Below are 22,753 nucleotides of genomic sequence, written 5' to 3'. Positions count from 1 at the left end.
GCCGTGCCCGCCGCGCCCGAGGTGCGGGAACGCGTTCAGACGCCCGTCCCGGCGGCGGTCGCGGCGGCGATCGGGGGCGTCGGCCCGGCGAACACCCGACGCAGGACGCCGGTGAGCGCGGCGTTGACCTCGTCCGGGCGCTCCATCATCAACATGTGCCCGGCGCCCGGGCAGACGGTCAGCTCGGTGGCCGGTAGGGCCGCCGCGATCGACTCGGCGCAGGGCGGCGGGGTCAGCCGGTCCCGGTCGCCGACCAGGGCGGCGGCCGGCAGGTGCGCCAACGCGCCGAGGGTGTCCAGTCGGTGCTGGGTGCCGATGGAGGCACGGAACCCGCCGATCGAGCGCAGCGAGGCACGAGCCACCGCCGACGTCACCAGCCGGATGTCGGCCGGCTCGCAGCGGTCCCCGAACAGCATCCACCTGATGCTCGGTTGCAGCGCGTTCAGCAGTGCCCGGGGCGCTCGCCACGAGCCACACCGGGCCAGCACGCCGGCGCCTGTCGTCTCGGCCAGCCGGATCAGTCGGGCGATCCGCGGCGAGAGCCCGTAGACGGTGTGGGTGTGCCCCTCGGCGGTGGTGGACACGAAGACCAGACCGGCGGTGCGGGCGGCGAAGTGCGTGGGGTGGCGGTGGGCGTACTCCATGATCGTCATGCCGCCCATCGAGTGCCCGACCAGCACCACCCGGCCGCTCGGCGCCACCGTGTCGAGCACCGCGGCCAGGTCGTCGCCGAGTTGGGCCAGGGTGGCCGAGGGCAACGCCATGCAGCTGGACCGGCCGTGGCCCCGCGCGTCGTAGGTGACCACCCGCACCGACCCGCCGACCGACGCCGCGGTGAGCGCGTCTACCTGCCGGTGCCAGGCGCGCCCGTCCAACGTCCAGCCGTGCAACAGGACGGCGGTGACCTGGGCGTCCGTCGGCCCCGTCGCCTCGACGTTGAGCCGTACACCGTCGGGCATTGCGACCTCTAAGCGCTCCGGCATCGTCACCTCCCCAGGGCCACCCGGCACCACCAGTCCCGCCAGTATCCGGCTACCCGCCAGGACACCGCGCCAATCGCGCTGCGGCTGACATTCCCCGACCCCGCCCGTGGGGCCCGACGGCGGGCCAAGCTGGACGACATGGGGTCGTCGGGAGCGCCCATGGGCGAGGCGTCGGGGCAGCGGCGGCAGGCCGGCGGCACTCCTCGCGCCGCGCTGGCCGACCTGCTCGCCGGTAACCGGCGGTTCGTCAGCGGGCAGCCGATCCACGGGCACGACGTCACGGCCGCTGCGGCCGCCGCCTCGGGCGACCAGCAGCCGTACGCCGTGGTGCTCGGCTGCATCGACTCGCGGGTGCCACTGGAGGCGATCTTCGACCAGACCTTCGGCGCGATCTGCGTGATCCGCACCGGTGGGCACGTCCTCGACCGGGCGGTGTGCGGGTCGATCGAGTACGTGGTCGGTCAGCTCGGCGTACCGCTGGTGCTGGTCCTCGGGCACGAGCGGTGCGGCGCGGTGGAGGCCACGGTGGCGGCGGTGCGCGCTGGTGAGCGCCCCGGTGGCTCGCTGGCGTACCTGGTGGACGAGATCGCCCCGGCGGTGACCGGGGTGGGGATGGGCGACCCGGCGGTGCTGCCGCTCGCGATCCGCCGGCACGTCCGCCGGACGGTGCGCACCCTGCGCGAGGACGACCTGCTGGCCGGGCCGGTCGCCGCCGGTCGGGTGGCCGTGGTCGGCGGCCTCTACGACCTGGCCACCGGCGAGGTCGCCCTGCTCGATCCGGGCTGAACCCGCCCCGACGCCGCCGGACCGACCCCCGCGCTGAGCGCGTGATCGACTCGGGTTTCGTGAGGTCGGGGTGTCCGGCCTGCCGGGACACTCCGGTTTCAGGAAGCCGGGGTGGATCTCGCCCCGGACACGCGAAACCGCCCGCCGGGAACTCCCGACGGGCGGTTTCGATGATGCGGTGGGGGAGGGCTCAGCCCTCGAAGACACCGGCCGCGACCAGGCGCTTCTCGGTGGCCTCCCAGCCGTCACCCGGGTGGGTGACAGCCAGGTTGTTGATCTCGGCCCGGATCTTGGTGGCGTGGCCGGCGGCGGCCAGCACGCGGATCTCCTCGACGAAGGCGTCGGAGTCCGTGCGCAGGTGCGCGGTCTTGCCGTTGGTCAGGTTCCGCACGTAGGCGTGCTTGCCGCCGTTGAGCGGGATGAGGTACTTGAACTCGCCCAGCACGCTGAGGGCGCCACCCTGGCCAGCCTGGCCGGCCCGGACGGACGCGCGCGCGGTCTTAGAGGTGTTGCTCGCCACGGAGGTACTCCTTGCAAGACGTACGGGAGGACTGGACGTCCGGGGGCTGTGTGCGGGCCACACTGCGCTCGGCCCGCGAAGATGGAACGCGGCATAAGCCGCCGGTGGAACTGTACAGGACCACGACATCATGCTGGTCGTCGCGGTGTCCTGAGAGGTAACCGCAGCCACCCGTCCGGCTATTCCAGCCGGCGTTTTTTCCGATTCCCTGGCGCACCACGCGTCACAGGAGTCATCATGTGTTGCAGCAGCCACCTGGGTGGACGAGGTCGTAGGGGAAGACGCACCTCGCTCTCCCGGGAGGTCACCGTGCCAACGCGTGGCGTCGTATACGTCCACTCGACCCCGCTCGCCGTGTGCTCACACGTCGAGTGGGCGATCGCGCGCGTCCTAGCCGCGCCGGTCAACCTGCAGTGGACGGCTCAGCCCGTCGACCCCGGCGCACGCCGGGCCGAGTGCGGGTGGACCGGTCGTCCGGGGACGGGCGCCGAGCTGGCTGTTGCCCTCCGGCAGTGGCCCATGATCCGTTTCGAGGTCACCGAGGAGCCGAGTCCCGGTGTCGACGGCGAGCGGTTCATGTACGTGCCCGCGCGGGGTCTGTTCCGGGCCACCGTCGGCGTGGCCGGAGACATCCAGCTCGGCGAGGACCGGCTCCGCGCCCTGATGGTCGCCTCCCGGGCGCCCGAGGCGCTGGCACACGCTCTGGACAAGGCGCTCGGCACCGCGTGGGACGCCGACCTGGAGCCCTACCGGTACGCCGGCGACGGCGCCCCGGTGACCTTGCTCACCCGCGTGGGCTGACCCGGTCGCCCGTCCGCTGGCCGTAGGCGTCGGGCCGGCCGCGACCGGTAAGGTCAAGTTGCCCCGATAAGGGAGAAGCTGGTGGGATGGGCGGCGTGTCGAATCGCCCCTGGCGCGCCACCGTCGCAGTCGCCGCCCTGACCGCCCTGCTCGTCTCCGGCTGCTCGGGCAGCGCCGAGCGCCCCACGCCGACGGCCAGCCCGGTCGGCGCGTCCGCCGCCCCGAGCGCCCCCGCAGCGACGCCGGCCAGCGACCCCGCCGCCCGTGCCGCGGCACTTGTCGCCACGCTGTCCGACGAAGATCTTGTCGGTCAGGTGCTGATGCCGTACGCCTACGGCAACTCGGCCACGAAGGTCTCCGCCGGCTCGGCCGCCGGCAACCAGGCCCTCGCCGGGGTCGACACCCCCGCCGACATGATCACCAAGTACCGGCTGGGCGGCCTGATCCTGGTCGGCTTCAGCGCCGACGACCCGACCAAGGGCAACCAGGAGACCACGAACGTCGACAACCCGAAGCAGGTGCACGAACTCACCAGCGGGCTGCGTGCCGCCGCCGGTCGGCTCGCCGCCGGCCCCGCGCCACTCCTGGTCGGCACCGACCAGGAGTACGGCGTCGTCACCCGGGTGACCGAAGGGGTCACCGTGCTGCCCAGCGCCCTCGCGGCGGGCGCGGCTGGCGACCCGAAACTGACCGAGGCCGCCTGGCGGGCCGCCGGTGCCGAGCTGGCGGCGATGGGGATCAACGTCGACTTCGCCCCGGTGGCCGACGTGCTGGCCACCCGCAGCACCGTGATCGGCTCCCGTTCCTTCGGCGCCGACCCGAAGCAGGCCGCGGCGCAGGTGGGTGGCGCCGTCCGCGGCCTCCAGGCGGAAGGTGTCGCGGCCACCCTGAAGCACTTCCCCGGGCACGGCCACAGCGCCGACGACTCGCACCAGGATCTGCCGGTGCTCACCCAGTCGGCCGCGGCGTTGCAGAGCGGCGCCTGGCCGCCGTTCACCGCCGGCATCGACGCCGGGGCGATGGCGGTGATGTCCGGGCACCTGGACGCGCGCGCGATCGACCCGGGGACCCCGGCGACGTTCTCCCACAAGCTGCTCACCGACGTGTTGCGCGGTCAGCTCGGCTTCAAGGGCGTGGTGATCACCGACGGGATGAACATGCCGCCCGCGAAGCGCTGGGCTCCCGGCGAGGCGGCGGTCCGGGCGCTCAACGCCGGCAACGACCTCATCCTGATGACCCCGAACGTTCCTCAGGCGTACGACGGGCTGCTCGCCGCCCTGCGCGGCGGGTCGCTGCCCCGGACCCGGCTGGTCGAGGCGGTCACCCGGGTGCTGACCATGAAGTTCCGGCTTGCGGAAACCCCCGCCGCGCAGATGTCCACGCTCAACGCCCCGGCTCACCGCGCCGCGGCCGACGCGCTGGCCGCCGCCGCCGTCACCGTGCTGCGCGGCACCTGCGGCGCCCCGGTACGCGGGCCGGTCACCGTCACCTCCTCCGGCGGTCGGGACGGCACCCGCGCCGCGCTCACCGCCGCGCTGACCGCCGCCGGGGTGCAGGTCAAGCCCAGCGGCGGCACGATCGTGCACCTGGTGGGCTACGGGGACGGCGCCAAGGACCTGCGCGCCGATGCGGCGGTCACGGTCGCCATGGACACCCCGTACGTGCTCAGTGGTGCGACGTCACCGACGCTGCTGGCCACCTACTCCTCCAGCCGGGCGTCCATGACCGGGCTGGCCGCCGTGCTGGCCGGCAAGGCCCGGCCGGGCGGACGGTCCCCGGTGACCGTCCCCGGACTGCCTGCCACGACCTGTCGCACCTGACCGTTCGGCGCCCACCTCACTCGCTCTTCGCGAGCCCTCGCACCGCGAGCCGGTACGCCGGCAGCACGTCGGTCCGTTCGGCGATCAGCCCCTCGCTGACCTCGAAGACCAGCGTCTGACCCGCCGACTGGACGGCCAGCGCCCAGTTCCGCGACTCCTCCTCGGCCAGCGCGTCGGTGGCGAGCCAGGTCATCTCGGTGCCGTCGAAGCCGCCGGCGCGCAGGTCGCGGAACTGCTGGCCGGCAACTTTCTCGCCGCCCCCGGTGGCGTAACTCTCCAGCGCGGCGCGCGGGGTGACCGTCGGTGAGTCCGCCGCCCAGATCCGCAGGAACCCGTCACCGGCCTTCCGGCCGTCCACCTCGCAGCGCACGGTGGTGCCGCCGCGCTTGGTGAGCGCCTCGCCGACCAGTTCGGCCAGCTCACCCTTGGGCGGCTCGATCGCCGTGGCCGTCCACCCGTCAGCCAGCGGAAACGACACAGGTACCGGGCAGGGGGAACCCTGGCCGCCGGCGGTGCCGCTGGGCGCTGCCGGAGCCACCTCGTCGTACCAGGGCTCGCCCGTGGCCTGCGGGGCCGGGCCGCCGGCCGCGGGCCGGGCGGGAGTGGCGGCGTCGTCGCCGCAACCGGCCAGCAGGCCGAGGGCGAGCGCCGCCGACACGGCGACGCGGGTACGAGTGTGCATGGTGGTGATCCCCGTCAATCGATCTACAGTCGGCCCATCCAATCCGTGCGGTGTTTCCATGTCAACAGGGGATCATGTGCCCGCGCGACGGAAATCGGGTCGCCGCCGCCCCGCTCGGTCTGACAACCTCACCGCATGGGAGAGGCAGCGGGATTCCGGCACACGCAACGGGCGGACGGCACTGTGGTGATCACCCACCACGGACGGGTCGCCGGCACATTGCGCGGCGCTCGGGCCGCGGAGTTCCTCGCCGAGGTCGACGACGACCCGCAGCTGGTGATGGCCCGCTGGACCGGCAACTACCGCCACGGCAACGAGCGCACCGCGAAACAGCACCCCCGCAACCGCGGCTGAACGACACAGGGCCCCTCCTCGACGAGGAGAGGCCCTGCGCGCAGCGTCTCAGGGACGGGCGAAGACGAGCGCCACGTTGTGGCCGCCGAAGCCGAACGCGTTGTTCAACGCGGCCGGGATCTCCATGTGGCGGGCCTTGTGCGCCGCGACATCAAGCGTGAGACCGGGCTCCGGGTCGTCGAGATTGATCGTCGGAGGCACGACGCTGTCACGGATCGCCAGGATGGTGGCGATCGACTCCAGCGCGCCGGCCGCACCGAGCAGGTGACCGGTCATCGACTTCGTCGCGGACAGCACCGGGTGGTCGCCGAGCGCCTTGTGCAGCCCGCCGATCTCCAGCATGTCACCGATCGGCGTCGAGGTGGCGTGCGCGTTGACGTGCACGATGTCCCGCTTGGCCACGTCCGCGTCCGCGATCGCCTTGGCGATGGCCCGGATGGCGCCCTCGCCCTCGGCGTGTGGCTGCACGATGTCGTACGCGTCGGAGGTGATGCCGGCCCCGGCGAGGCGCGCGTACACCCGGGCGCCCCGGGCCGCGGCGTGCTCGGCCCGCTCCAGCACCAGGATGCCGGCACCCTCACCGAGGACGAAGCCGTCGCGGCCCCGGTCCCACGGGCGGGAGGCGCGCTCCGGGTCGTCGTTGCGGGTCGACATGGCCCGCATCGAGCTGAAACCGGCGATCGGCAGCGGGTGGATGACCGCCTCGGTACCGCCGGCCACCACCACGTCGGCCCGGCCGGAACGGATGATGTCCAGGCCGAGCGCGATCGCCTCGGCGCCGGTGGCGCAGGCGCTGGCCACCGCGTGCACACCGGCCTTGGCGCCCAACTCCAGCCCGACCCAGGCGGCCGGACCGTTCGGCATCAGCATCGGGATGGTGTGCGGGGACACCCGCCGCGGCCCGGACGCTTCGAGGATGTCGTCCTGGGCGAGCAGGGTGGTGGCACCGCCGATGCCGGAGCCGACGCTGACGGCCAACCGCTCCCCGTCGAGGTCGGACCCGGCGAGTCCGGCGTCCGCCCAGGCCTGTTGCGCCGCGATGATCGCGATCGCCTCGGAGCGGTCCAGTCGGCGCAGTCGGACCCGGTCCAGCACCTCGGACGGGTCCACGGCCAACTGGGCGGCGATCCGGACCGGCAGTTGCGCGGCCCACTCCTGGGTGAGGGCACTCACCCCGGAGCGGCCGGCGAGCATGGCGTCCCAGGTCGACGCGACGTCCCCGCCGAGCGGGGTCGTCGCGCCGAGCCCGGTGACGACGACGTCAGGACGACTCATGATCAGGACTGGGCCGCGATGTAGCTGACGGCGTCACCGACGGTCTTGAGGTTCTGCACCTCGTTGTCCGGGATCTTGACGCCGAACTTCTCCTCGGCGGCCACCACGACCTCGACCATGGAGAGCGAGTCGACGTCGAGGTCGTCGGTGAAGGACTTCCCCTCGGCCACGTCGTCCGGGTTCACTCCGGCAACCTCTTCGAGGATCTCGGCGAGGCCGGTGGTGATCTCGTCACGGGTCATTGCGGTTGGTTCCTTTCATCGGGGTTGTCCGACGGACGGCGTCGCCGACCGCCACTCCTCGACGCGTACGCGTCGAAGGGGGTCTTCAGGGGCAGCGGACGACCTGACCGGCGTAGGTCAGGCCGCCGCCGAAGCCGAACAGCAGCACCGGTGCGCCCGAGGGCACCTCCCGGCGCTCGACCAGCTTGGACAGGGCCAGCGGCACGCTCGCGGCGGAGGTGTTGCCGGACTCGACGATGTCCTTCGCGATGATCGCGTTGGGGATGTTGAGCCGCTTGGCGATGCCGTCGATGATCCGGGAGTTGGCCTGGTGCGGCACGAACGCGGCCAGCTCCGACGGGTCGACCCCGGCCCGCTCGCAGGCCTGCAGGGCGAGCGGCGCCAGCTCGGTGGTGGCCCAGCGGAACACCGCCTGCCCCTCCTGCTGGACGTACGGGCGCCAGCCCTCGATGCGGACCGCGTCGCTCTTCTCCGGCACCGAACCCCAGACCACCGGCCCGATCCCGGACGGCTCGTCGTCGGCGGTGGCCGTGACCACCGCCGCACCGGCGCCGTCGGCGAAGATGATGCAGGTGGAGCGGTCGGTCCAGTCGGTGAAGTCGGACAGCTTCTCCGCCCCGATGACGATCGCGTTGCGCGACGCGCCGGCCCGGATGGCGTGGTCGACGGTGCCCAGCGCGTACGCGAAGCCCGAGCAGGCGGTGTTCAGGTCGTACGCGCCCGGGGCGGTGATGCCCAGCTTGGCGGCGACCCGGCAGGCCACGTTGGGGCTGCGGTCGATCGACGTGCAGGTGGCGACCACGACCAGGTCGATGTCGGCGGCGCTCAGACCCGAGTTGGCCAGCGCCTTGCCGGCGGCGGCGGCGGCCATGTCGGCCACCGTCTCGGTGTCGGCGATCCGCCGGCTGACGATGCCGACGCGGTCGCGGATCCACTCGTCGTTGGTGTCGACGAGCTGGGCGATGTCGTCGTTGGTCACCACCCGGGACGGCTGGTAGTGCCCCATCGAGACGATGCGACTGCCAGTCATGAACGACCTCCGATGCGGGCGATCAGGTCCCGTGCGGCCGGCAGGTCGTCCGGGGTGTTCAGGGTGACGATCTCCGGCGCGCACTCGCCCTTGAGGTCTCGCTTGACCAGCCCGGCGAGAGTGCCGGCCGGTGGTAGTTCGATCACGCCGGTGACCCCGAGGTCGGCCAGCGTACGCATGCACAGATCCCAGCGCACCGGCGCGGTGACCTGGCGGACCAGGCGCCGCACCAGCTCGGGCCCGTTGTCGACGGCGGTGCCGTCGAGGTTCGACAGCAGGATCCGGACCGGGTCGGCGGGGGTGATCTCGGCGGCGACGGCGGCGAGCGCGGTCTCGGCCGGGGCCATGTACGGGGTGTGGAACGCGCCGGCCACCTTGAGTCGGATGACCCGGGTACGGGCGGGCGGCTCGGCGGCGAGCTTGTCGAGGCCGTCCAGCGCGCCCGCGGCGACGGTCTGCCCGGCGCCGTTGCGGTTGGCCGGGTACAGCCCGTGCGTCGTGATCGCGGTGAGCACCTCGTCCGGGTCGCCGCCCAGCACGGCGGCCATTCCGGTCGGCTCCAGCGCGCAGGCGGCGGCCATCTCCCGGCCCCGTACGCCGGCGAGGGTGATCGCGGCTTCCGGGGTCAGCACGCCGGCGACGGCGGCGGCACCCAACTCGCCGACGCTGTGCCCGGCGGTGAGTCCGACGCCGTCCAGGGGCAGGTGTTCGGCCGCGAGCAACGCCGCGGCGACCAGCAGCGGCTGGGTGCGGGCGGTGTCCATGATCTCGTCCGCGTCGGCGGTGGTGCCCAGGTGCACCAGGTCGACCCCGGCCAACGCCGACCACTCGCGCAGGCGCGCCTCGGTGCCGGTCAGGTCGAGCCAGGGGGTCAGGAAGCCGGGTTTCTGAGAACCCTGGCCGGGACTAAGTACGGCGAGCACGCCTAAGACTCTCCCGGATTCGGGCGGGTATCGCTGTGCCGCCTTCGACCAAACCGCACTAGAACCTTTGGAGGTTTCCTACAAAAATCGGCGAGGATCATCCTCGTTCTGTGCCGTTTTTCGGTTAGCCGGGGTCATTGTCTGGGTCGGTACGGTGGAGGAGAGCGGGACGACCGGATCCAACCGCCCCACGGTCAGCGCGACCTGAAGCGCGAACGCGTCCCGGGGCGACAGCGGCGAGAAGCCGGTCACCTCGGCGATCCGCCGCAGCCGGTAACGCACCGTGTTCGGATGGACGAACAACGCGCGGGCGGCGCTCTCCAGCGTGCCACCGGCGGCCAGGAAGGCGTCGAGCGTCGCCAGCAACTCGCCGCCGGCGCGCACCAGCGTCGCGTACACGTCGTGGCGCAACCGTCGACGAGCCTCCGCGTCGCCGGCCAGGGCCCGCTCCGGCAGCAGATCCGCGGCCGGCACCGGGCGGGGAGCACCGGGCCAGGCCGGCGCGGCCCGGAAGCCGGACAACGCGGCCCGCGCCGACTCGGTGGCCTCGTCCAGACTGGGTACGGCCGGACCGACCACCACCGGCCCGTCACCGAACGCGCTGAGCAGCTTGGCGGTGGCGGTCAACGGGTCCGCCGCCCCGCCCAACACGATGACCAACCGGTCGCCGTGCACCCCGCCGATCACCTCCACACCGATCCGGCGGGCCTGCCGATAGACCACGTGCAGCACCGCGGAGACCTCCCCGCCGGGGGAGCGACCGACCGCCACCGCCACCGGCGGCGCGTCCGCCCAGCCGAGCGCGGCGGCCCGACTGGCCAGCACATCGGGTGAGTCACCGCGCAACAGCGCGTCGACGAGCAGGGCCTGCAACCGGGCGTCCCACGCGCCGCGCGACTCGGCCGCCCGCGCGTACACCCGGGCGGCGGCGAACGCGATCTCCCGGGAGAAGCGCAGCACCGCTTCGCGTAGCTGCTGCTCCTCACCCTCGGCGGCCAGGTGCGACACCTGCTCCTCGACCACGTCGATGGTCACCTTGATCAACGCGACGGTCTGCTGGAGGGTGATCGACCGGGCCAGCGCCTGCGGGGCGGCGGCGAAGACCTCGTCCGAGACCTCCTGGGTGCTGTCCGCGGTGCCGCCACCCTCGCTCAACCACTGCACCAGCGACCGGGCGCCCGCCTGGGCCACCAGCATCACCCAGGAACGCTGGTCGGCCGGAAGCGCCCGGAACCACGGCAGCGTCTCTTCCATCCGGGCCACGCTGGAGGTGGCCAACGCCCCCGCCGAACGCTCGATCCGGCGCAGCGTGGCCGCCAGCTCTCCACCCCCGGGCGTACTCACCGCCCTAGCCTGACATGTCGTGACCAGGCCAACCACGTCGGCACCGGTCAGCGGGCCGCCACGGGTGGGTCACGGTGGCGGCAGGCCCAGCTCCTGGGCCAGGATCGCGGCCTGCACCCGGCTGCGCAGCCCCAGCTTCGTCAGGATCCGGCTCACGTGCGTCTTGGTGGTGCTCTCCGCCGTCGCCAGCCGGTCGGCGATCTGCTGGTTGGACAGGCCCAGGCCGAGGCAGGCCAACACGTCACGTTCCCGCGGGGTGAGGGTGCCCAGGGCGGCCCGGGTGTCCGCCGACGCGCCCGGTGCGGTGGCCGCGAAGGCGGCGATCAACCGGCGGGTCACCGCAGGGGCGATGAATCCGTCGCCGCTCGCCACCGTCCGCACCGCGGCCACCAGGCCCTCGGCGTCGGTGTCCTTGAGCAGGAACCCGGCCGCGCCGGCGCGCAGCGCGCCGAAGACGTACTCGTCGAGGTCGAAGGTGGTGAGCACCAGCACGTCGGCGAGCAGTTCGGCGACGATCGCCCGGGTCGCGGAGATCCCGTCCCGGCGGGGCATGCGAACGTCCAGCACGGCCACGTCCGGGCGCAACTCCCGGCACAGCCGGACCGCCTCGTCGCCGTCGGCCGCCTCGCCGACCACCGTCAGGCCGGGGGCGGCGCCCAGGATCAGGGCCAGGCCGGCGCGTACCGCCGGCTGGTCGTCGGCAAGCACCACCCGCACAGTCGCGTCGGCCGCCGGCCCGGTCACCCGACCTCCCCGGTGGGCAGGGCGGCCCGGACCTGCCAGCGCCCGTCCTGCGGCCCGGCGGTGAACCGCCCGGCCAGCAGCGTGGCCCGCTCCCGCATCCCGATCAGCCCGGCTCCGGCGCCCGGCAACCCGGCACCGGGCGAACGCACCGGATTCTCGACCGTCACCACCACCTCCGACGGCTGGTACGCGATGGTCAGCTCCGCCTCACCCGTGCCGTGCTTGAGCGCGTTGGTCAGCGACTCCTGCACGATCCGGTACGCGGCGAGGTCCACCCCCACCGGCAGCGGGCCGGGGGTGCCGGCGGTGCGCACCCGCACGGCGAGGCCGGCGGCCCGGATCCGCTCGACCAACCCGTCCGTCTCGGCGAGCCGCGCGGTGACCACCTCCGGCAGCGCCGGGCCGTCGCCCGCGGAATCCGTCCCGTCGCCGGTGGTCGGCTCCCGCAGCACCTCGATCATCTGACGCATCTCGGCCAGGCCCTGCACGCTGCTCTCCCGGATCACCCGTAACGCCGAGGAGATCTGACCGCGATCCAGGCCGGGTACGGACAGCACGGCGGTGGCGTGGATGGCGACCGCGCTGAGGTGGTTGGCGACGACGTCGTGCAGCTCCCGGGCCATCCGGGCCCGTTCGGCGCTGACCGCCTGCTGGCGGTCCAGTTCGGCCAGCCGGGCGGTCTGCTCGGCCCGCGCCCGTTCGGCGGCGGCCTGGTCGCGGTACTGACGCACGCTGATCCCGGTCAGGACCGGCAGCAGCCCAGCGAGCACCACCAGCACCCCGATGGTGACGCCGCGCCAGTTGTCGAGGGAGATTACGCCGACGACGGCACCGAACAGGCTCAGTCCGATGGTCACCCGCAGCAGCCAACGCCACAGCCGGGGCGGGCCGTACACGCAGGCGTCGTAGAGCACCTGCGTGTAGACCAGGACCGCGCCCAGCGAGTTGCCGAGCGCGGTGTCCACCACCAACGCCCCGGTGCCCACGGCCAGGCTGGCGCGTGGGGCCACCCGACGCATGCCCACGGCGGCGCACATCACCAGCAGCGGCGGCAGGAACAGCGCCGACGGCACGCCCGTGTGCGGACGGACCTGCGGCTGCCAACCCAGGGCGTAGAGGACCAGGCCGCCGGCCAGCGACGCGGCGGCGAGCGCGAGGTCGCGGCCGAGGGTGCCGGAGCCGAGCCACGGTGGCGGTCGCATGCCCCCGATCCCACCACAGCCCCCGACGCTTCGACACCGCCCGGAGAAGGAGCCCGACGGCACCGACATGCGCCGAAAGGCGTACGCCGAGCACGGCCCGACCGGGTTGCGGCCGCCGCGTGAACGGCACGAAAAGAAGGTGTGAACTGCGCGACCGGGTTCCGCGCTCGCCGTCGGCTGCGTGAGCTGGCCGATGCCGACCCCGGGTACGCTGCGCGCGGCCCGTCGGTCCCGGCCAGTACGGTGACAGGGGCACGTCGGGGGAGCACCCGCGGGTGAGGCGAGCGTGAGGAGACCGGGAATGGCGCACGGGGAGGCCGAGCACGGCTGCGCCCAGGGCGAGTCCTGCCGGCCTGGGCACCACGACCCGCTGGTGAGTGGCAAGCACCGTCGGCCGACCGCCGGCGCGCCGTCGCACCCGGTCGAGCCGTTCGGCGACGACGAGTCCACCCTCCCGCGTCAGCGCTCCGCCGAGCCGCCCGCTCGGAGCGAGCCCGACGCGGACGTCCCCGCTGGTTGCCTCAGCGACCTTGCCGGCTGGGCCGGGGCCCATCGGCACGGTCCGGTCCGGCCGCGCCGACGCGCCACCCGCCGGGAGCGGCCACCGCGCCGCTGGTGCTGAGCCCCCGGCGCCTCGGCGACGGCGGCCCGGAGCTAACGGGTACGACGGCGGATCAGCAGGGCGATCCCGGCGAGGCCGACTGTGATCGTCAGCATCACTCCGACGTTGAGCAGCAGCAGGCGCTGCAGATCGCCGAGCGCGTCGTCGAGGTCCTTCGCCGGGTCGAGCGTGTCCTCCGGGAGCACCCGCTCGCCACCGCCCGCGCCGCCACTGACCGTGTCGAACTGCCGCTCCAGCGGCACGCCGGCGGTGCGCAGGGTCTCGGACATGCTGAGCCGACCCAGGAACCAGCCAGCACTGATCTTGCGTGCGTCCGGCTGCTTCGCCGGTCGGTAGACCCGCGGGCCACCGACCGCCTTGGGATAGAGATCGTACGTCTGCTGCGCCGTCTCACCGGCGAACACCACGACCGTGTACTTCGGACCGAGGTCGGCCGGCTTCGGCCCGGTCCGCATGCCGGTCTGCCCGAGGAAGTTGACCTGGTCGATGACCGCGCCGACATGGGCGGGCTGCGTGTCCGCGCGCAAGCGCAGCGGCGCGTCGAGGCCCACACCGGTGATGTCCACCCCGGCTGGTGCCGGGTTCGGCGCCGCCGAGGCCGGGCCGGGGGTGCCGAACGACAGCAGCGCCGTCGCCAGCGCGCCCACCACCACGGTGGCCAACCGCCTCATGTGTCGGACCATCCCGCCTCCTCGCCCCGTTCGATGGATGGCTTCGGTGTGACGCCTGGAGCGGTCTGCCGATGCGACGCCGACCAGAGGGTCGGTCCTACACCTACAGACTCCGCAGAACGTCGATGCGTTGCAGCTTGTGGAACAGTAATTGGAACTATCTGCGATCTCTGCTCGACTAATGAGGAGCCGTTTGATCAGCGGGCGGATCGTACCCTTACGGAGGGGTTCATGGGGGGCAGGGTTACACGTATGGCGCGGGTCGTGCCAGTGGTGCTCGGCGTGGCGTTCGGTGTGTCGTTTCTGGTGCCGGCCACTCCGGCCGCCGCGCACAACTCGCTGACCGGCAGCGACCCGCGCGATGGTGCCCGAGTGGCGACGGCGCCCGCCCGGATCGAGCTGCGGTTCCTCGCCACGCCCGCACCGGCTACGACGAAGATCACAATAACGGGACCGGACAATGTGGTCGCTGGCGGCCCGCCCGTCTTCGCCGGCAAGCGGGTGCGAGTGCCGTTCACGCCGGCGGCCGCGGGGCTCTACATCGTCGGCTACCAGCTCGCGTCCAGCGACGGGCACCCGGTGAAGGGCGAGGTGCGCTTCACCCTCACCACCGGGACGGCCGCGAGCCCGTCCGCCCTGCCGCCGACGGGTGATGGCACTGCCGTGACGCCTGGTGCTGTGGTCGGCTCGCCGTCGGCCGGGCCGGCGTCGGCAGCACCGGACGTCACCCCGACGGCGGTCGTGCCACGGGCGCAGGAGCGCGCCGATTCCGCCCAGCGTCTGTGGCTCTGGGCGCTCGGCACGCTGGTGCTGCTCGCGGCCCTGGTGGGCGGCCTGCTGATTCGCCGGCGGGCCTCCCGCGGCTGAGCCCGACCCAAGGACTGCGCCACCCTCGGACACCCGGTTGTCACCTTTGCTCTGCTTCAACACACGCGACACTCGGCGCAGGTTTCTGGTGCGCCGGTTGGAGCAGAGCAAAGGCGACGAGGCAGGTAGGGCCGGCTACCCCGGCGCACCGGGCGTGATTGCGGCTGTCAGACCAGGCGGAGTCGGGCGGCGCGCATCCGGGTCAGGGTGCGCTCGCGACCGAGCACCTCCAGCGACTCGAACAGCGGCAGGCCCACGGTGCGGCCGGTGACCGCGACGCGTACCGGCGCCTGTGTCTTGCCGAGCTTGAGGCCACGCTCGGCGCCGACCGCCTCCAGCGTCGACTTCAGCGCGTCGGCGTCCCACGACTCCAACGCCTCGAACGCCGCGATGGCCTCGTCCAGCAGTTCCGCCGAGCCGTCCTTCATCGTCTTGGCCCAGGCGGCCTCGTCGATCAGCGGGGAGGCGAGGAACAGGAAGTCGACGTTCGGCACGATCTCGCTGAGCACCGCGAGCCGGGTCTGGGCCAGCGGAGCGACCGCGGCGAACGCGTCGGCGTCGTACTCCTCCGGCCGCCACGGCGGCGGCGCGATGGTCCCGGTGCCGGTCAGCCACGGCTGGCAGGCATCGATGAAGTCGGACACGGGCAGCGCGCGAATGTACTCGCCGTTGAACGCGCGCAGCTTTTTCTCGTCGAAGAACGCGGGGGAGGGGTTGACCTCCTCCAGCCGGAACTCGTCCTCGATGACCGACCAGGGGACGATCTCCCGGTCGCCGGAGGGTGCCCAGCCGAGCAGCATCAGGTAGTTGCGCATCGCGCCGGCGAGGTAGCCCTCGTCGCGGTACGCCTCCAGGGCGACCTTGTCCCGGCGCTTGGAGAGTTTCTGCCGCTTCTCGTTGACCACCACCGGCACGTGCGCCCAGATCGGCGGCTTGACCCCGAGGGCGTCCCAGAGCAACTGCTGCTTGGGCGTGTTGGGCAGGTGCTCCTCGGCCCGGATCACGTGGGTGATGCCCATGCTCATGTCGTCGACGACGTTGGCCAGCAGGAAGACCGGCGAGCCGTCGCCGCGGGCGATGACGAAGTCCTCGATGAGCTTGTTCTCGAAGGTGGGCTCACCGCGGATCAGGTCGACCACCACTGTCGTGCCCTCGTCGGGGGTCCGGAAGCGCAGTGCGTGCCCCGGACCCGGGCCGAGGCCACGGTCGCGGTGGTAGCCGTCGTAGCCCTGGTACTGGGAGCCGGTGCGGGCCTGCACGTCCTCGCGGGTGCAGTCGCAGTAGTAGGCGCGGCCCGAGTCGTAGAGGCGAGCGGCGGCGGCCCGGTGCTCGCCGGCGTTCTCCGACTGGAAGTACGGACCCTCGTAGCTGCCCCGGGAGATGCCGATCCAGTCCAGCGCGGAGAGGATGCCCTCGGTCCACTCGGGCTTGTTGCGCGCCGCGTCGGTGTCCTCGACGCGCAGCACGAACACCCCGCCCTGCTGCTTGGCGTAGATCCAGTTCTGCAGCGCCGAGCGGGCACCGCCGACGTGGAACATACCGGTCGGGGAGGGGGCGAAGCGCACACGTACCGTCACGTCCCCCAGCCTACGGCGGCCCGCGACCGCATTCCGCCAGGGGCCTCGACTCACGGCACCGAGCGGATCTTCACCACCAGGGCGCTGCCGACCAGAGTGACCACGGCGGTGACCGCGTAGAGCGTGGGGTAACCGCCCAGGTACACCACGAGCGGGGCGGACAGGGCTGGGCCGAGCACCTGCGGCGCCGAGTTCGCGATGTTGATCACGCCCAGGTCCTTGGCCCGGTCGGTGGCCCGGGGCAGCACCTGGGTGATCAACGCGGCGTCCACCGCGAGGTAGACGCCGTAGCCGGCGCCGAGCAGCAGCGCGGCGACGATCGCCATCGGCCAGACCGGCGCGACCGCGAGCAGCAGCGCCGCCACCGCCATGATCAGCCCGGACACGATGACGTAGATCTTGCGGCGCCCGGAGCGGTCCGAGAGCCGGCCGGCGACCACCGCGGTCAGCATCATGCCGAGCGTGTAGAGCAGGATCAGCACCAGCAGCCCACCCTCGGGATCGGGGTGGCGCACCCCGTCGGTGAGGAAGTACAGCAGGTAGAGGGTGCCCAACGCGTTGCCGAGCTGGACCAGGAACCGCGTGATCCAGGCCCAGGCGAAGTCCGGGTGTCGACGCGGGCTGATCCACATCGAGGCCAGCAGCGCCCGCGTGCGTACCACGGGCCGATGCGTACGCGGCAGCGGTTCGTCGGGAGTGAACAGCGCGAACGGCAGCGACAGCACCAGCATGGCCACCGCGATGGCCAGGTAGCCGGCCGCGTTGCCGGTGACCACGGCCGTGACCAGCACCGCGCCGAGCACCAGCCCGAGCGCCTGCGGGATGCCCACCCACCCCGAGACGCCGCCGCGTTGGGTGACCGGCACCCGGTCCGGGATGGCCGCGCTGAGGCTGGCCAGCATCGCGTTGAAGCAGACCTGCGCCGCCACCCAGCCGAGGGCCACCCCGAGGATGGTCCGCTGCTGGGCCAGCAGCACCAGGGCCACCGCGCCGAGCAGCGCCCCGCCCGCGGTCCAGACGTGCCGGCGGCCGAACTCCCGGCCGGCGATCCGCAGGCAGGTCCGGTCGGAGTACGCCCCCGCGAGAGGGTTGGCGAGCACCGCGGCCAGGGCGCCGAGACCGGTGACCACCGCCAGCATGTTCTCCTTGTCGCCGGGCGCGATCTGCTCGATCTGTTGCGGTAGCAGCACCTGGATGGGCGTGAAGAACGCCATCCACACCCCGAGGTTGGCCGCGAAGATCAGACCGATCCAGCCGCGCCGCACCGGCACGCTCGGCTCGGCGAGTGCGGCCGGCAGCGACGCCGGCGTCGGGTCGAGGGTGGTCACCGCGCCGACCCGTCCCGGGAGGCCGCGATCACGTCCCGCAACCAGGTGTACGACGACTTCGGCGTACGTGTCTGGGTGGCGTAGTCGACGTGCACCAGACCGAAGCGCTTGGTGAACCCCTCGGCCCACTCCCAGTTGTCCAGCAGCGACCAGACGAAGTACCCGCGGACGTCCACCCCGTCGTCGATGGCGGCCCGGACCGCCCGCAGGTGCCCGTCCAGGTACGCGATCCGCTCCGGGTCGGCCACCTGCCCGTCGGCGTCCGGTGCGTCGTCGTACGCGCAGCCGCTCTCGGTGATCTCGATGGGCGGCAGGGCGTCGCCGTAGGTGTCGCGGAGCCAGCCGAGCAGCTCGCGCAGCCCGTCGGGGGCCACCGGCCAGCCGAAGGCGGTGCGTGGGTAGCCGTCCAGCGGCACCAGGTCGAACGGCAGTGGCGAACCCTGCTCGGCGGCCCGTACGCCGGTGGGGTTGTAGTAGTTGACCCCCAGCACGTCGATCGGCGCGGCGATGGTGTCGAGGTCGCCGGGGTGGATGACGCTCGGGTCGAGGCCGGGCAGCTCCGGGTAGCCGCGGCCGAGCAGCGGGTCGGTGAAGAGCCGGTTGTGCAGCGCCTCGTACGCCGCCCCGGCGGCCCGGTCGACGTCGCTGTCGCCGAGCACCCGCACCGGCGAGTAGTTGTTGGCGATCGCCACCGGGCTGCTGGTGTGGGCACGCAGCGCGGCGACCGCGAGCCCGTGTCCGAGCAGTTGGTGGTGGGCGGCCGGGAAGGCGTCGAAGAGCAGCGCCCGGCCGGGGGCGTGCTCGCCCATGCCGTACCCGAGGCTCATGTGGATGAACGGCTCGTTCAGGGTGATCCAGAGCCGGACCCGGTCGCCGAGCCGGGCGGCGGTCTCCTCGGCGTACTCGGCGAACCTGGCGGCGGTGTCGCGGTGCAGCCAGCCGCCGGCGTCCTCGAGTGGTTGCGGCAGGTCCCAGTGGTAGAGGGTCGCCACCGGGTCGACGCCGGCGGTCAGCAACTCGTCCACCAGGCGGTCGTAGAAGTCCAGGCCGCCCGGGTTGGTCGGGCCGGTGCCGGTGGGCCGCACCCGGGGCCAGGCGATGGAGAACCGGTACGCGCCGACGCCGAGGCCGGACATCAGCGCGACGTCCTCGGCGTACCGGTGGTAGTGGTCGCAGGCGACCTCGCCGCTGCTGCGGTCGCTGATCCGTCCGGGGGAGTGGGCGAACGTGTCCCAGATGGACGGTCCGCGACCGCCGGCCGTGGCGGCGCCCTCGATCTGGTGGGCCGAGGTGGATACGCCCCAACGGAAGCCGGCGGGGAACCCCGGCATCGGTGCGGTCGACATGCGCCCTCCCGGTCAACGTGAAACGTGCTCGGGACTTTAGGGCGCTCTCCATCAATGCGCCATAGGCCGGCCTGGCGCAATCCGCAATGGTTGATCGGCGTGTCTTTTTCCGAACCCGTCCAGGTAAGTCCGATTTAGCGCATAGAGTGCCGATATCGTGGGATGTCCTCACCGGAGGAAAGACGGAAATGATCCTCGTTGAACGCAGTGCGCACGTGGCGGCGCCAATTGAAGTGGTCTGGGATGTCGTCCAGCGGGCCGAGCAGTTGCCGGCCTGGCTGGCGGGCGTCCGCGCGGCCGAGGTGCTCTCGGGAGAGGGCTTCGGCCGGCGACAACTGGTCCAGGCAGGGCGCGGCTCGGCGCACGAGGCCGAGGTGATCGCCTACCAGGAACCGACGCTGATCGGCTGGCGGGAACGGGCCAAGGGCGCGGGCTCTCGGGCGGAGGCGCGCACCGAGATCTACGTCCAGCTCACCACCGACGAGGAGGAGGGCGGGACCATCGTGCGGCTCATCGTGGTCCGCTGGCCGGCCGGCCCGGTCAAGGCTGCCCTGCTGCGCCTCGGACTGCGTCGGGTCGGCGCCGACCTGGAGGACTCGCTGGCCCGGCTCACCGACCTGGCCGCCGTCGGCTGACGAGCGCCCATCCTCCCGGCGTCACCCGCGACGGCGGTGGTCCGGATCCCCGCCAGGGACCCCGGACCGCCGCCGCTTCCGGCTCCCGGACCGCACGGGCTTCGGCCCCCACCGCACCTCGCTGGTCGACGCCAGTGGGGTCGTACCGAAAAGGACCCGGCGCGTGTGCGCCGGGCCCTTCCTCGATGGTGCTGGATCAGCTGTCGCCGCCGGTCTCGCCGACCGGGGCGGCGTTGACGTCGTCGATCGCGTACTTCTTGGCGGCCTCGGCCGGCACGCTGGCCGCCACCGCACCGCTGCGGGCAAGCTGCCGCAGCGTGGCCACCACGATGGACTCCGCGTCGACGTGGAAGTGCCGGCGCAGCGCGTGCCGGGTGTCCGACATGCCGAAGCCGTCGGTGCCGAGCGACGTGTAGTCGCCGGGCACCCAGCGGGCGATCAGATCCGGCACCGCCCGCATCCAGTCGCTGACCGCGACCTTCGGCCCGTCCGCGTCGGCGAGCTTCTGCTGGATGTACGGCACCTTCGCCTCGGCGCCCGGGTTGAGGAGGTTGTACTCCTCGGTCTCCACCGCGTCGCGACGCAGCTCGGTCCAGGAGGTCACCGACCAGACATCGGCGGCCACCCCCCAGTCCTGGGCGAGCAACTGCTGGGCCTTGAGCGCCCACTGCATGCCGGTGCCGGAGGCGAGCACGTTGGCCTTCGGGCCGTCGACCGCCGGCGCCGGGGAGTAGCGGTAGATGCCCTTGAGCAGGCCCTCCACGTCCACCCCGGCCGGCTCGGCCGGCTGCAGGATCGGCTCGTTGTAGACCGTCAGGTAGAAGAAGACGTTCTCCTGCGCGTCCCCGTACATCCGGTGCAGGCCGTGCTCCATGATGTGCGCGATCTCGAACGAGAACGCCGGGTCGTACGCGACCACGGCCGGGTTGGTGGCCGCGATCAGCAGCGAGTGCCCGTCCTCGTGCTGGAGGCCCTCACCGTTGAGCGTGGTCCGACCGGCGGTGGCGCCGAGCAGGAAGCCTCGCGCCATCTGGTCGGCTGCCGCCCAGAGTCCGTCGGCGGTCCGCTGGAACCCGAACATCGAGTAGAAGATGTACATCGGGATCATCGGCTCGTCGTGCGTGGCGTACGCCGAACCCGCGGCGGTGAACGAGGCGACCGAGCCGGCCTCGTTGATCCCCTCGTGCAGGATCTGCCCGGTGGTCGACTCCTTGTACGACAGGAACAGCTCCCTGTCGACAGAGGTGTAGCGCTGGCCGTGCGGCGAGTAGATCTTCGCGGTGGGGAAAATCGAGTCGAGACCGAAGGTACGGGCCTCGTCCGGGATGATCGGCACCCAGCGCTTGCCGAACTCCTTGTCCTTCATGATGTCCTTGAGCAGGCGGACGAAGGCCATCGTCGTGGCCACCTTCTGCTTGCCCGAGCCGCGCTTGACGTCGGCGAACCGCTCCGGACCGGGGATGGTCAGCCGCTTGGTGCTGGTCCGCCGGGACGGCAGGTACCCGCCGAGCTGCTCGCGCCGCTCCTTCAGGTACTGGATCTCCTCGGACTTCTCACCCGGGTTGTAGTACGGCGGCAGGTAGGGGTTGTCCTCCAGCGCCTTGTCCGGGATGTCCAGGTAGAGCCGGTCGCGGAAGGTCTTCAGGTCCTCCAGCGTCAGCTTCTTCATCTGGTGGGTCGCGTTGCGGCCCTCGAAGTGCGAGCCGAGCGTCCAGCCCTTGATCGTCTTCGCCAGGATCACGGTGGGCTGACCGGTGTGCTCGGTGGCCGCCTTGTACGCCGCGTAGAGCTTGCGGTAGTCGTGCCCACCCCGCTTGAGGTTCCAGATCTCGTCGTCGCTGAGCGGGTCGACCATCTTGCGGGTCCGCGCGTCGCGGCCGAAGAAGTGCTCCCGCACGTACGCGCCCGACTCCGCCTTGTAGGTCTGGTAGTCGCCGTCGGTCGTGGTGTTCATGAGGTTGACAAGCGCGCCGTCGGTGTCCGCGGCGAGCAACGGGTCCCACTCCCGGCCCCAGACGACCTTGATGACGTTCCAGCCGGCACCCCGGAAGAACGACTCCAGCTCCTGCATGACCTTGCCGTTGCCGCGGACCGGGCCGTCCAGCCGCTGGAGGTTGCAGTTGATCACGAAGGTGAGGTTGTCCAGCTCCTCGCGGGCGGCCACGCCGATGGCGCCCAGCGTCTCCGGCTCGTCCATCTCACCGTCGCCGAGGAACGCCCAGACGTGCTGCTGCGAGGTGTCCTTGATGCCGCGGTGCTGCAGGTAGCGGTTGAACCGGGCCTGGTAGATCGCGTTCAGGCCGCCGAGACCCATCGAGACGGTGGGGAACTCCCAGAAGTCCGGCATCAGCCGCGGGTGCGGGTACGACGGCAGCCCACCGCCGGGGTGCGACAACTCCTGGCGGAACCCGTCGAGCTGGTGCTCGCTGAGCCGCCCCTCCAGGAACGCCCGCGCGTACATGCCGGGGGAGGCATGGCCCTGGTAGAAGATGTGGTCGCCGCCGCCCGGGTGGTTCTTGCCCCGGAAGAAGTGGTTGAAGCCCACCTCGTAGAGCGACGCCGAACTGGCGAAGGTCGAGATGTGCCCGCCGACGCCGATCTCCGGGCGCTGCGCCCGGTGCACCAGCATCGCGGCGTTCCACCGGACGTACGCCCGGATCCGCCGCTCGACGTGCTCGTCACCCGGGAACCACGGTTCGCGTTCCGACGGGATGGTGTTGATGTAGTCGGTGGTGGTCAGGGGCGGAACCCCGACCTGGCGCTCACGGGCCCGCTCCAGCAAGCGCAGCATGACGTAGCGGGCGCGTTTGGCACCGCGTTCGTCGATGACACCGTCAAGCGACTCGACCCATTCGCTTGTCTCTTCAGGGTCGATGTCCGGAAGCTGGCTCGGTAGGCCGTCGCTGATCACCGGGCGCTTGCGTTCCGTAGCCACAGGCGTTCCCTCGGTTGTGTGTGGGATAGGTCTCTAGCGCCATCCTGCCCTCTGGTGGCACCCCTC

Annotated in this window: 22 protein-coding genes and 1 pseudogene; 8 read left to right on the top strand and 15 right to left on the bottom strand. The window is 72.2% G+C overall.

What is annotated here, in order from left to right:
* Nucleotides 1–35: 35 nt before the first annotated feature.
* The gene (locus tag ACFYPM_RS24210; protein WP_387200988.1) at nucleotides 36–983 is read right to left on the bottom strand and encodes an alpha/beta fold hydrolase; all 948 of its coding nucleotides are present in this window, start codon (nucleotides 981–983) and stop codon (nucleotides 36–38) included.
* Between the two features lie 159 nt (nucleotides 984–1,142).
* On the opposite strand from ACFYPM_RS24210, the gene ACFYPM_RS24205 reads away from it, so the two are divergent.
* Nucleotides 1,143–1,769 carry a carbonic anhydrase gene (locus tag ACFYPM_RS24205; protein WP_387200984.1) on the top strand — a complete coding sequence of 209 codons (627 nt, stop codon included), beginning with the start codon at nucleotides 1,143–1,145 and terminating at the stop codon, nucleotides 1,767–1,769.
* A 190-nt stretch (nucleotides 1,770–1,959) separates the two neighbouring features.
* Here the strand turns inward: ACFYPM_RS24205 and ACFYPM_RS24200 are convergent, their stop codons facing one another.
* Entirely contained in the window at nucleotides 1,960–2,289 is a 330-nt protein-coding gene (locus ACFYPM_RS24200) for a hypothetical protein (RefSeq protein ID WP_387200981.1), read from the bottom strand.
* A gap of 309 nt (nucleotides 2,290–2,598) precedes the next feature.
* On the opposite strand from ACFYPM_RS24200, the gene ACFYPM_RS24195 reads away from it, so the two are divergent.
* Both ACFYPM_RS24195 and ACFYPM_RS24190 read left to right on the top strand, forming a co-directional pair.
* The gene (locus ACFYPM_RS24195; RefSeq protein ID WP_357244838.1) at nucleotides 2,599–3,090 is read left to right on the top strand and encodes a DUF3145 domain-containing protein; all 492 of its coding nucleotides are present in this window, start codon (nucleotides 2,599–2,601) and stop codon (nucleotides 3,088–3,090) included.
* Nucleotides 3,091–3,176: 86 nt separating this feature from the next.
* Complete coding sequence (locus ACFYPM_RS24190; protein WP_387200978.1) at nucleotides 3,177–4,910, top strand: glycoside hydrolase family 3 protein; 1,734 nt, start codon at nucleotides 3,177–3,179, stop codon at nucleotides 4,908–4,910.
* A gap of 16 nt (nucleotides 4,911–4,926) precedes the next feature.
* Here the strand turns inward: ACFYPM_RS24190 and ACFYPM_RS24185 are convergent, their stop codons facing one another.
* A complete protein-coding gene (locus ACFYPM_RS24185; protein ID WP_387200975.1) occupies nucleotides 4,927–5,592 on the bottom strand; it encodes a lipoprotein in 666 nt (221 codons plus the stop codon).
* Nucleotides 5,593–5,727: 135 nt separating this feature from the next.
* Between ACFYPM_RS24185 and ACFYPM_RS24180 the strand changes: the two genes are divergently transcribed.
* Nucleotides 5,728–5,946, top strand: a complete 219-nt coding sequence (locus ACFYPM_RS24180; RefSeq protein ID WP_357244843.1) for a hypothetical protein — start codon at nucleotides 5,728–5,730, stop codon at nucleotides 5,944–5,946.
* Between the two features lie 48 nt (nucleotides 5,947–5,994).
* On the opposite strand, the gene fabF is transcribed toward ACFYPM_RS24180, so the two are convergent.
* The 7 genes and pseudogenes from fabF to ACFYPM_RS24145 form a co-directional block, all read right to left on the bottom strand.
* Nucleotides 5,995–7,221, bottom strand: a complete 1,227-nt coding sequence (fabF, locus tag ACFYPM_RS24175) for a beta-ketoacyl-ACP synthase II (RefSeq protein WP_387200971.1) — start codon at nucleotides 7,219–7,221, stop codon at nucleotides 5,995–5,997.
* 2 nt (nucleotides 7,222–7,223) lie between these two features.
* Nucleotides 7,224–7,463, bottom strand: coding sequence for an acyl carrier protein (locus ACFYPM_RS24170; protein ID WP_030330276.1), 240 nt, complete (start codon nucleotides 7,461–7,463; stop codon nucleotides 7,224–7,226).
* A gap of 85 nt (nucleotides 7,464–7,548) precedes the next feature.
* Nucleotides 7,549–8,493 carry a beta-ketoacyl-ACP synthase III gene (locus ACFYPM_RS24165; protein ID WP_357244847.1) on the bottom strand — a complete coding sequence of 315 codons (945 nt, stop codon included), beginning with the start codon at nucleotides 8,491–8,493 and terminating at the stop codon, nucleotides 7,549–7,551.
* 5 nt (nucleotides 8,494–8,498) lie between these two features.
* Nucleotides 8,499–9,416, bottom strand: a pseudogene (locus ACFYPM_RS24160) (ACP S-malonyltransferase); the annotation flags it as partial.
* A 78-nt stretch (nucleotides 9,417–9,494) separates the two neighbouring features.
* A complete protein-coding gene (locus tag ACFYPM_RS24155) occupies nucleotides 9,495–10,811 on the bottom strand; it encodes a PucR family transcriptional regulator (protein ID WP_387201314.1) in 1,317 nt (438 codons plus the stop codon).
* 18 nt (nucleotides 10,812–10,829) lie between these two features.
* The gene (locus tag ACFYPM_RS24150; protein WP_387200966.1) at nucleotides 10,830–11,504 is read right to left on the bottom strand and encodes a response regulator; all 675 of its coding nucleotides are present in this window, start codon (nucleotides 11,502–11,504) and stop codon (nucleotides 10,830–10,832) included.
* A complete protein-coding gene (locus tag ACFYPM_RS24145) occupies nucleotides 11,501–12,706 on the bottom strand; it encodes a sensor histidine kinase (RefSeq protein WP_387200963.1) in 1,206 nt (401 codons plus the stop codon). Before ACFYPM_RS24145 ends, ACFYPM_RS24150 begins: the two co-directional genes overlap by 4 nt.
* Between ACFYPM_RS24145 and ACFYPM_RS24140 the strand changes: the two genes are divergently transcribed.
* Nucleotides 12,705–12,851 (top strand): hypothetical protein, encoded by a 147-nt coding sequence (locus ACFYPM_RS24140; RefSeq protein ID WP_387200960.1) that lies wholly within the window; start codon nucleotides 12,705–12,707, stop codon nucleotides 12,849–12,851. The two genes, ACFYPM_RS24145 and ACFYPM_RS24140, sit on opposite strands and share 2 nt — an antisense overlap.
* A gap of 156 nt (nucleotides 12,852–13,007) precedes the next feature.
* Entirely contained in the window at nucleotides 13,008–13,328 is a 321-nt protein-coding gene (locus ACFYPM_RS24135; RefSeq protein WP_387200957.1) for a hypothetical protein, read from the top strand.
* A gap of 32 nt (nucleotides 13,329–13,360) precedes the next feature.
* On the opposite strand, the gene ACFYPM_RS24130 is transcribed toward ACFYPM_RS24135, so the two are convergent.
* The gene (locus ACFYPM_RS24130) at nucleotides 13,361–14,011 is read right to left on the bottom strand and encodes a hypothetical protein (protein ID WP_387200954.1); all 651 of its coding nucleotides are present in this window, start codon (nucleotides 14,009–14,011) and stop codon (nucleotides 13,361–13,363) included.
* Between the two features lie 240 nt (nucleotides 14,012–14,251).
* Between ACFYPM_RS24130 and ACFYPM_RS24125 the strand changes: the two genes are divergently transcribed.
* A complete protein-coding gene (locus ACFYPM_RS24125; RefSeq protein ID WP_387200951.1) occupies nucleotides 14,252–14,866 on the top strand; it encodes a copper resistance protein CopC in 615 nt (204 codons plus the stop codon).
* A gap of 167 nt (nucleotides 14,867–15,033) precedes the next feature.
* On the opposite strand, the gene gltX is transcribed toward ACFYPM_RS24125, so the two are convergent.
* Genes gltX through ACFYPM_RS24110 form a run of 3 tightly spaced genes read right to left on the bottom strand, consistent with a single transcriptional unit; the run spans nucleotide 15,034 to nucleotide 19,117 of the window.
* Nucleotides 15,034–16,443 carry a glutamate--tRNA ligase gene (gene gltX / locus ACFYPM_RS24120; protein ID WP_387200948.1) on the bottom strand — a complete coding sequence of 470 codons (1,410 nt, stop codon included), beginning with the start codon at nucleotides 16,441–16,443 and terminating at the stop codon, nucleotides 15,034–15,036.
* Between the two features lie 50 nt (nucleotides 16,444–16,493).
* Nucleotides 16,494–17,771 carry an MFS transporter gene (locus ACFYPM_RS24115; RefSeq protein ID WP_387200945.1) on the bottom strand — a complete coding sequence of 426 codons (1,278 nt, stop codon included), beginning with the start codon at nucleotides 17,769–17,771 and terminating at the stop codon, nucleotides 16,494–16,496.
* Nucleotides 17,768–19,117 (bottom strand): GH1 family beta-glucosidase, encoded by a 1,350-nt coding sequence (locus tag ACFYPM_RS24110; protein WP_387200942.1) that lies wholly within the window; start codon nucleotides 19,115–19,117, stop codon nucleotides 17,768–17,770. The genes ACFYPM_RS24115 and ACFYPM_RS24110 overlap by 4 nt, the downstream gene beginning before the upstream one ends.
* Nucleotides 19,118–19,305: 188 nt before the next feature.
* On the opposite strand from ACFYPM_RS24110, the gene ACFYPM_RS24105 reads away from it, so the two are divergent.
* Nucleotides 19,306–19,752: an SRPBCC domain-containing protein gene (locus tag ACFYPM_RS24105; protein ID WP_088988232.1), complete on the top strand. Its 447-nt coding sequence runs from the start codon at nucleotides 19,306–19,308 to the stop codon at nucleotides 19,750–19,752.
* Between the two features lie 196 nt (nucleotides 19,753–19,948).
* On the opposite strand, the gene aceE is transcribed toward ACFYPM_RS24105, so the two are convergent.
* Complete coding sequence (aceE, locus tag ACFYPM_RS24100) at nucleotides 19,949–22,687, bottom strand: pyruvate dehydrogenase (acetyl-transferring), homodimeric type (protein WP_387200939.1); 2,739 nt, start codon at nucleotides 22,685–22,687, stop codon at nucleotides 19,949–19,951.
* Nucleotides 22,688–22,753: the final 66 nt, after the last annotated feature.

It is taken from the genome of Micromonospora sp. NPDC005203, from assembly GCF_042872705.1.
In the GTDB taxonomy this organism is placed as follows: Bacteria; Actinomycetota; Actinomycetes; order Mycobacteriales; family Micromonosporaceae; genus Micromonospora.
The sequence above is the reverse complement of the archived record's forward strand: the minus strand, read 5'-3'. Positions and strand labels throughout refer to the sequence as shown.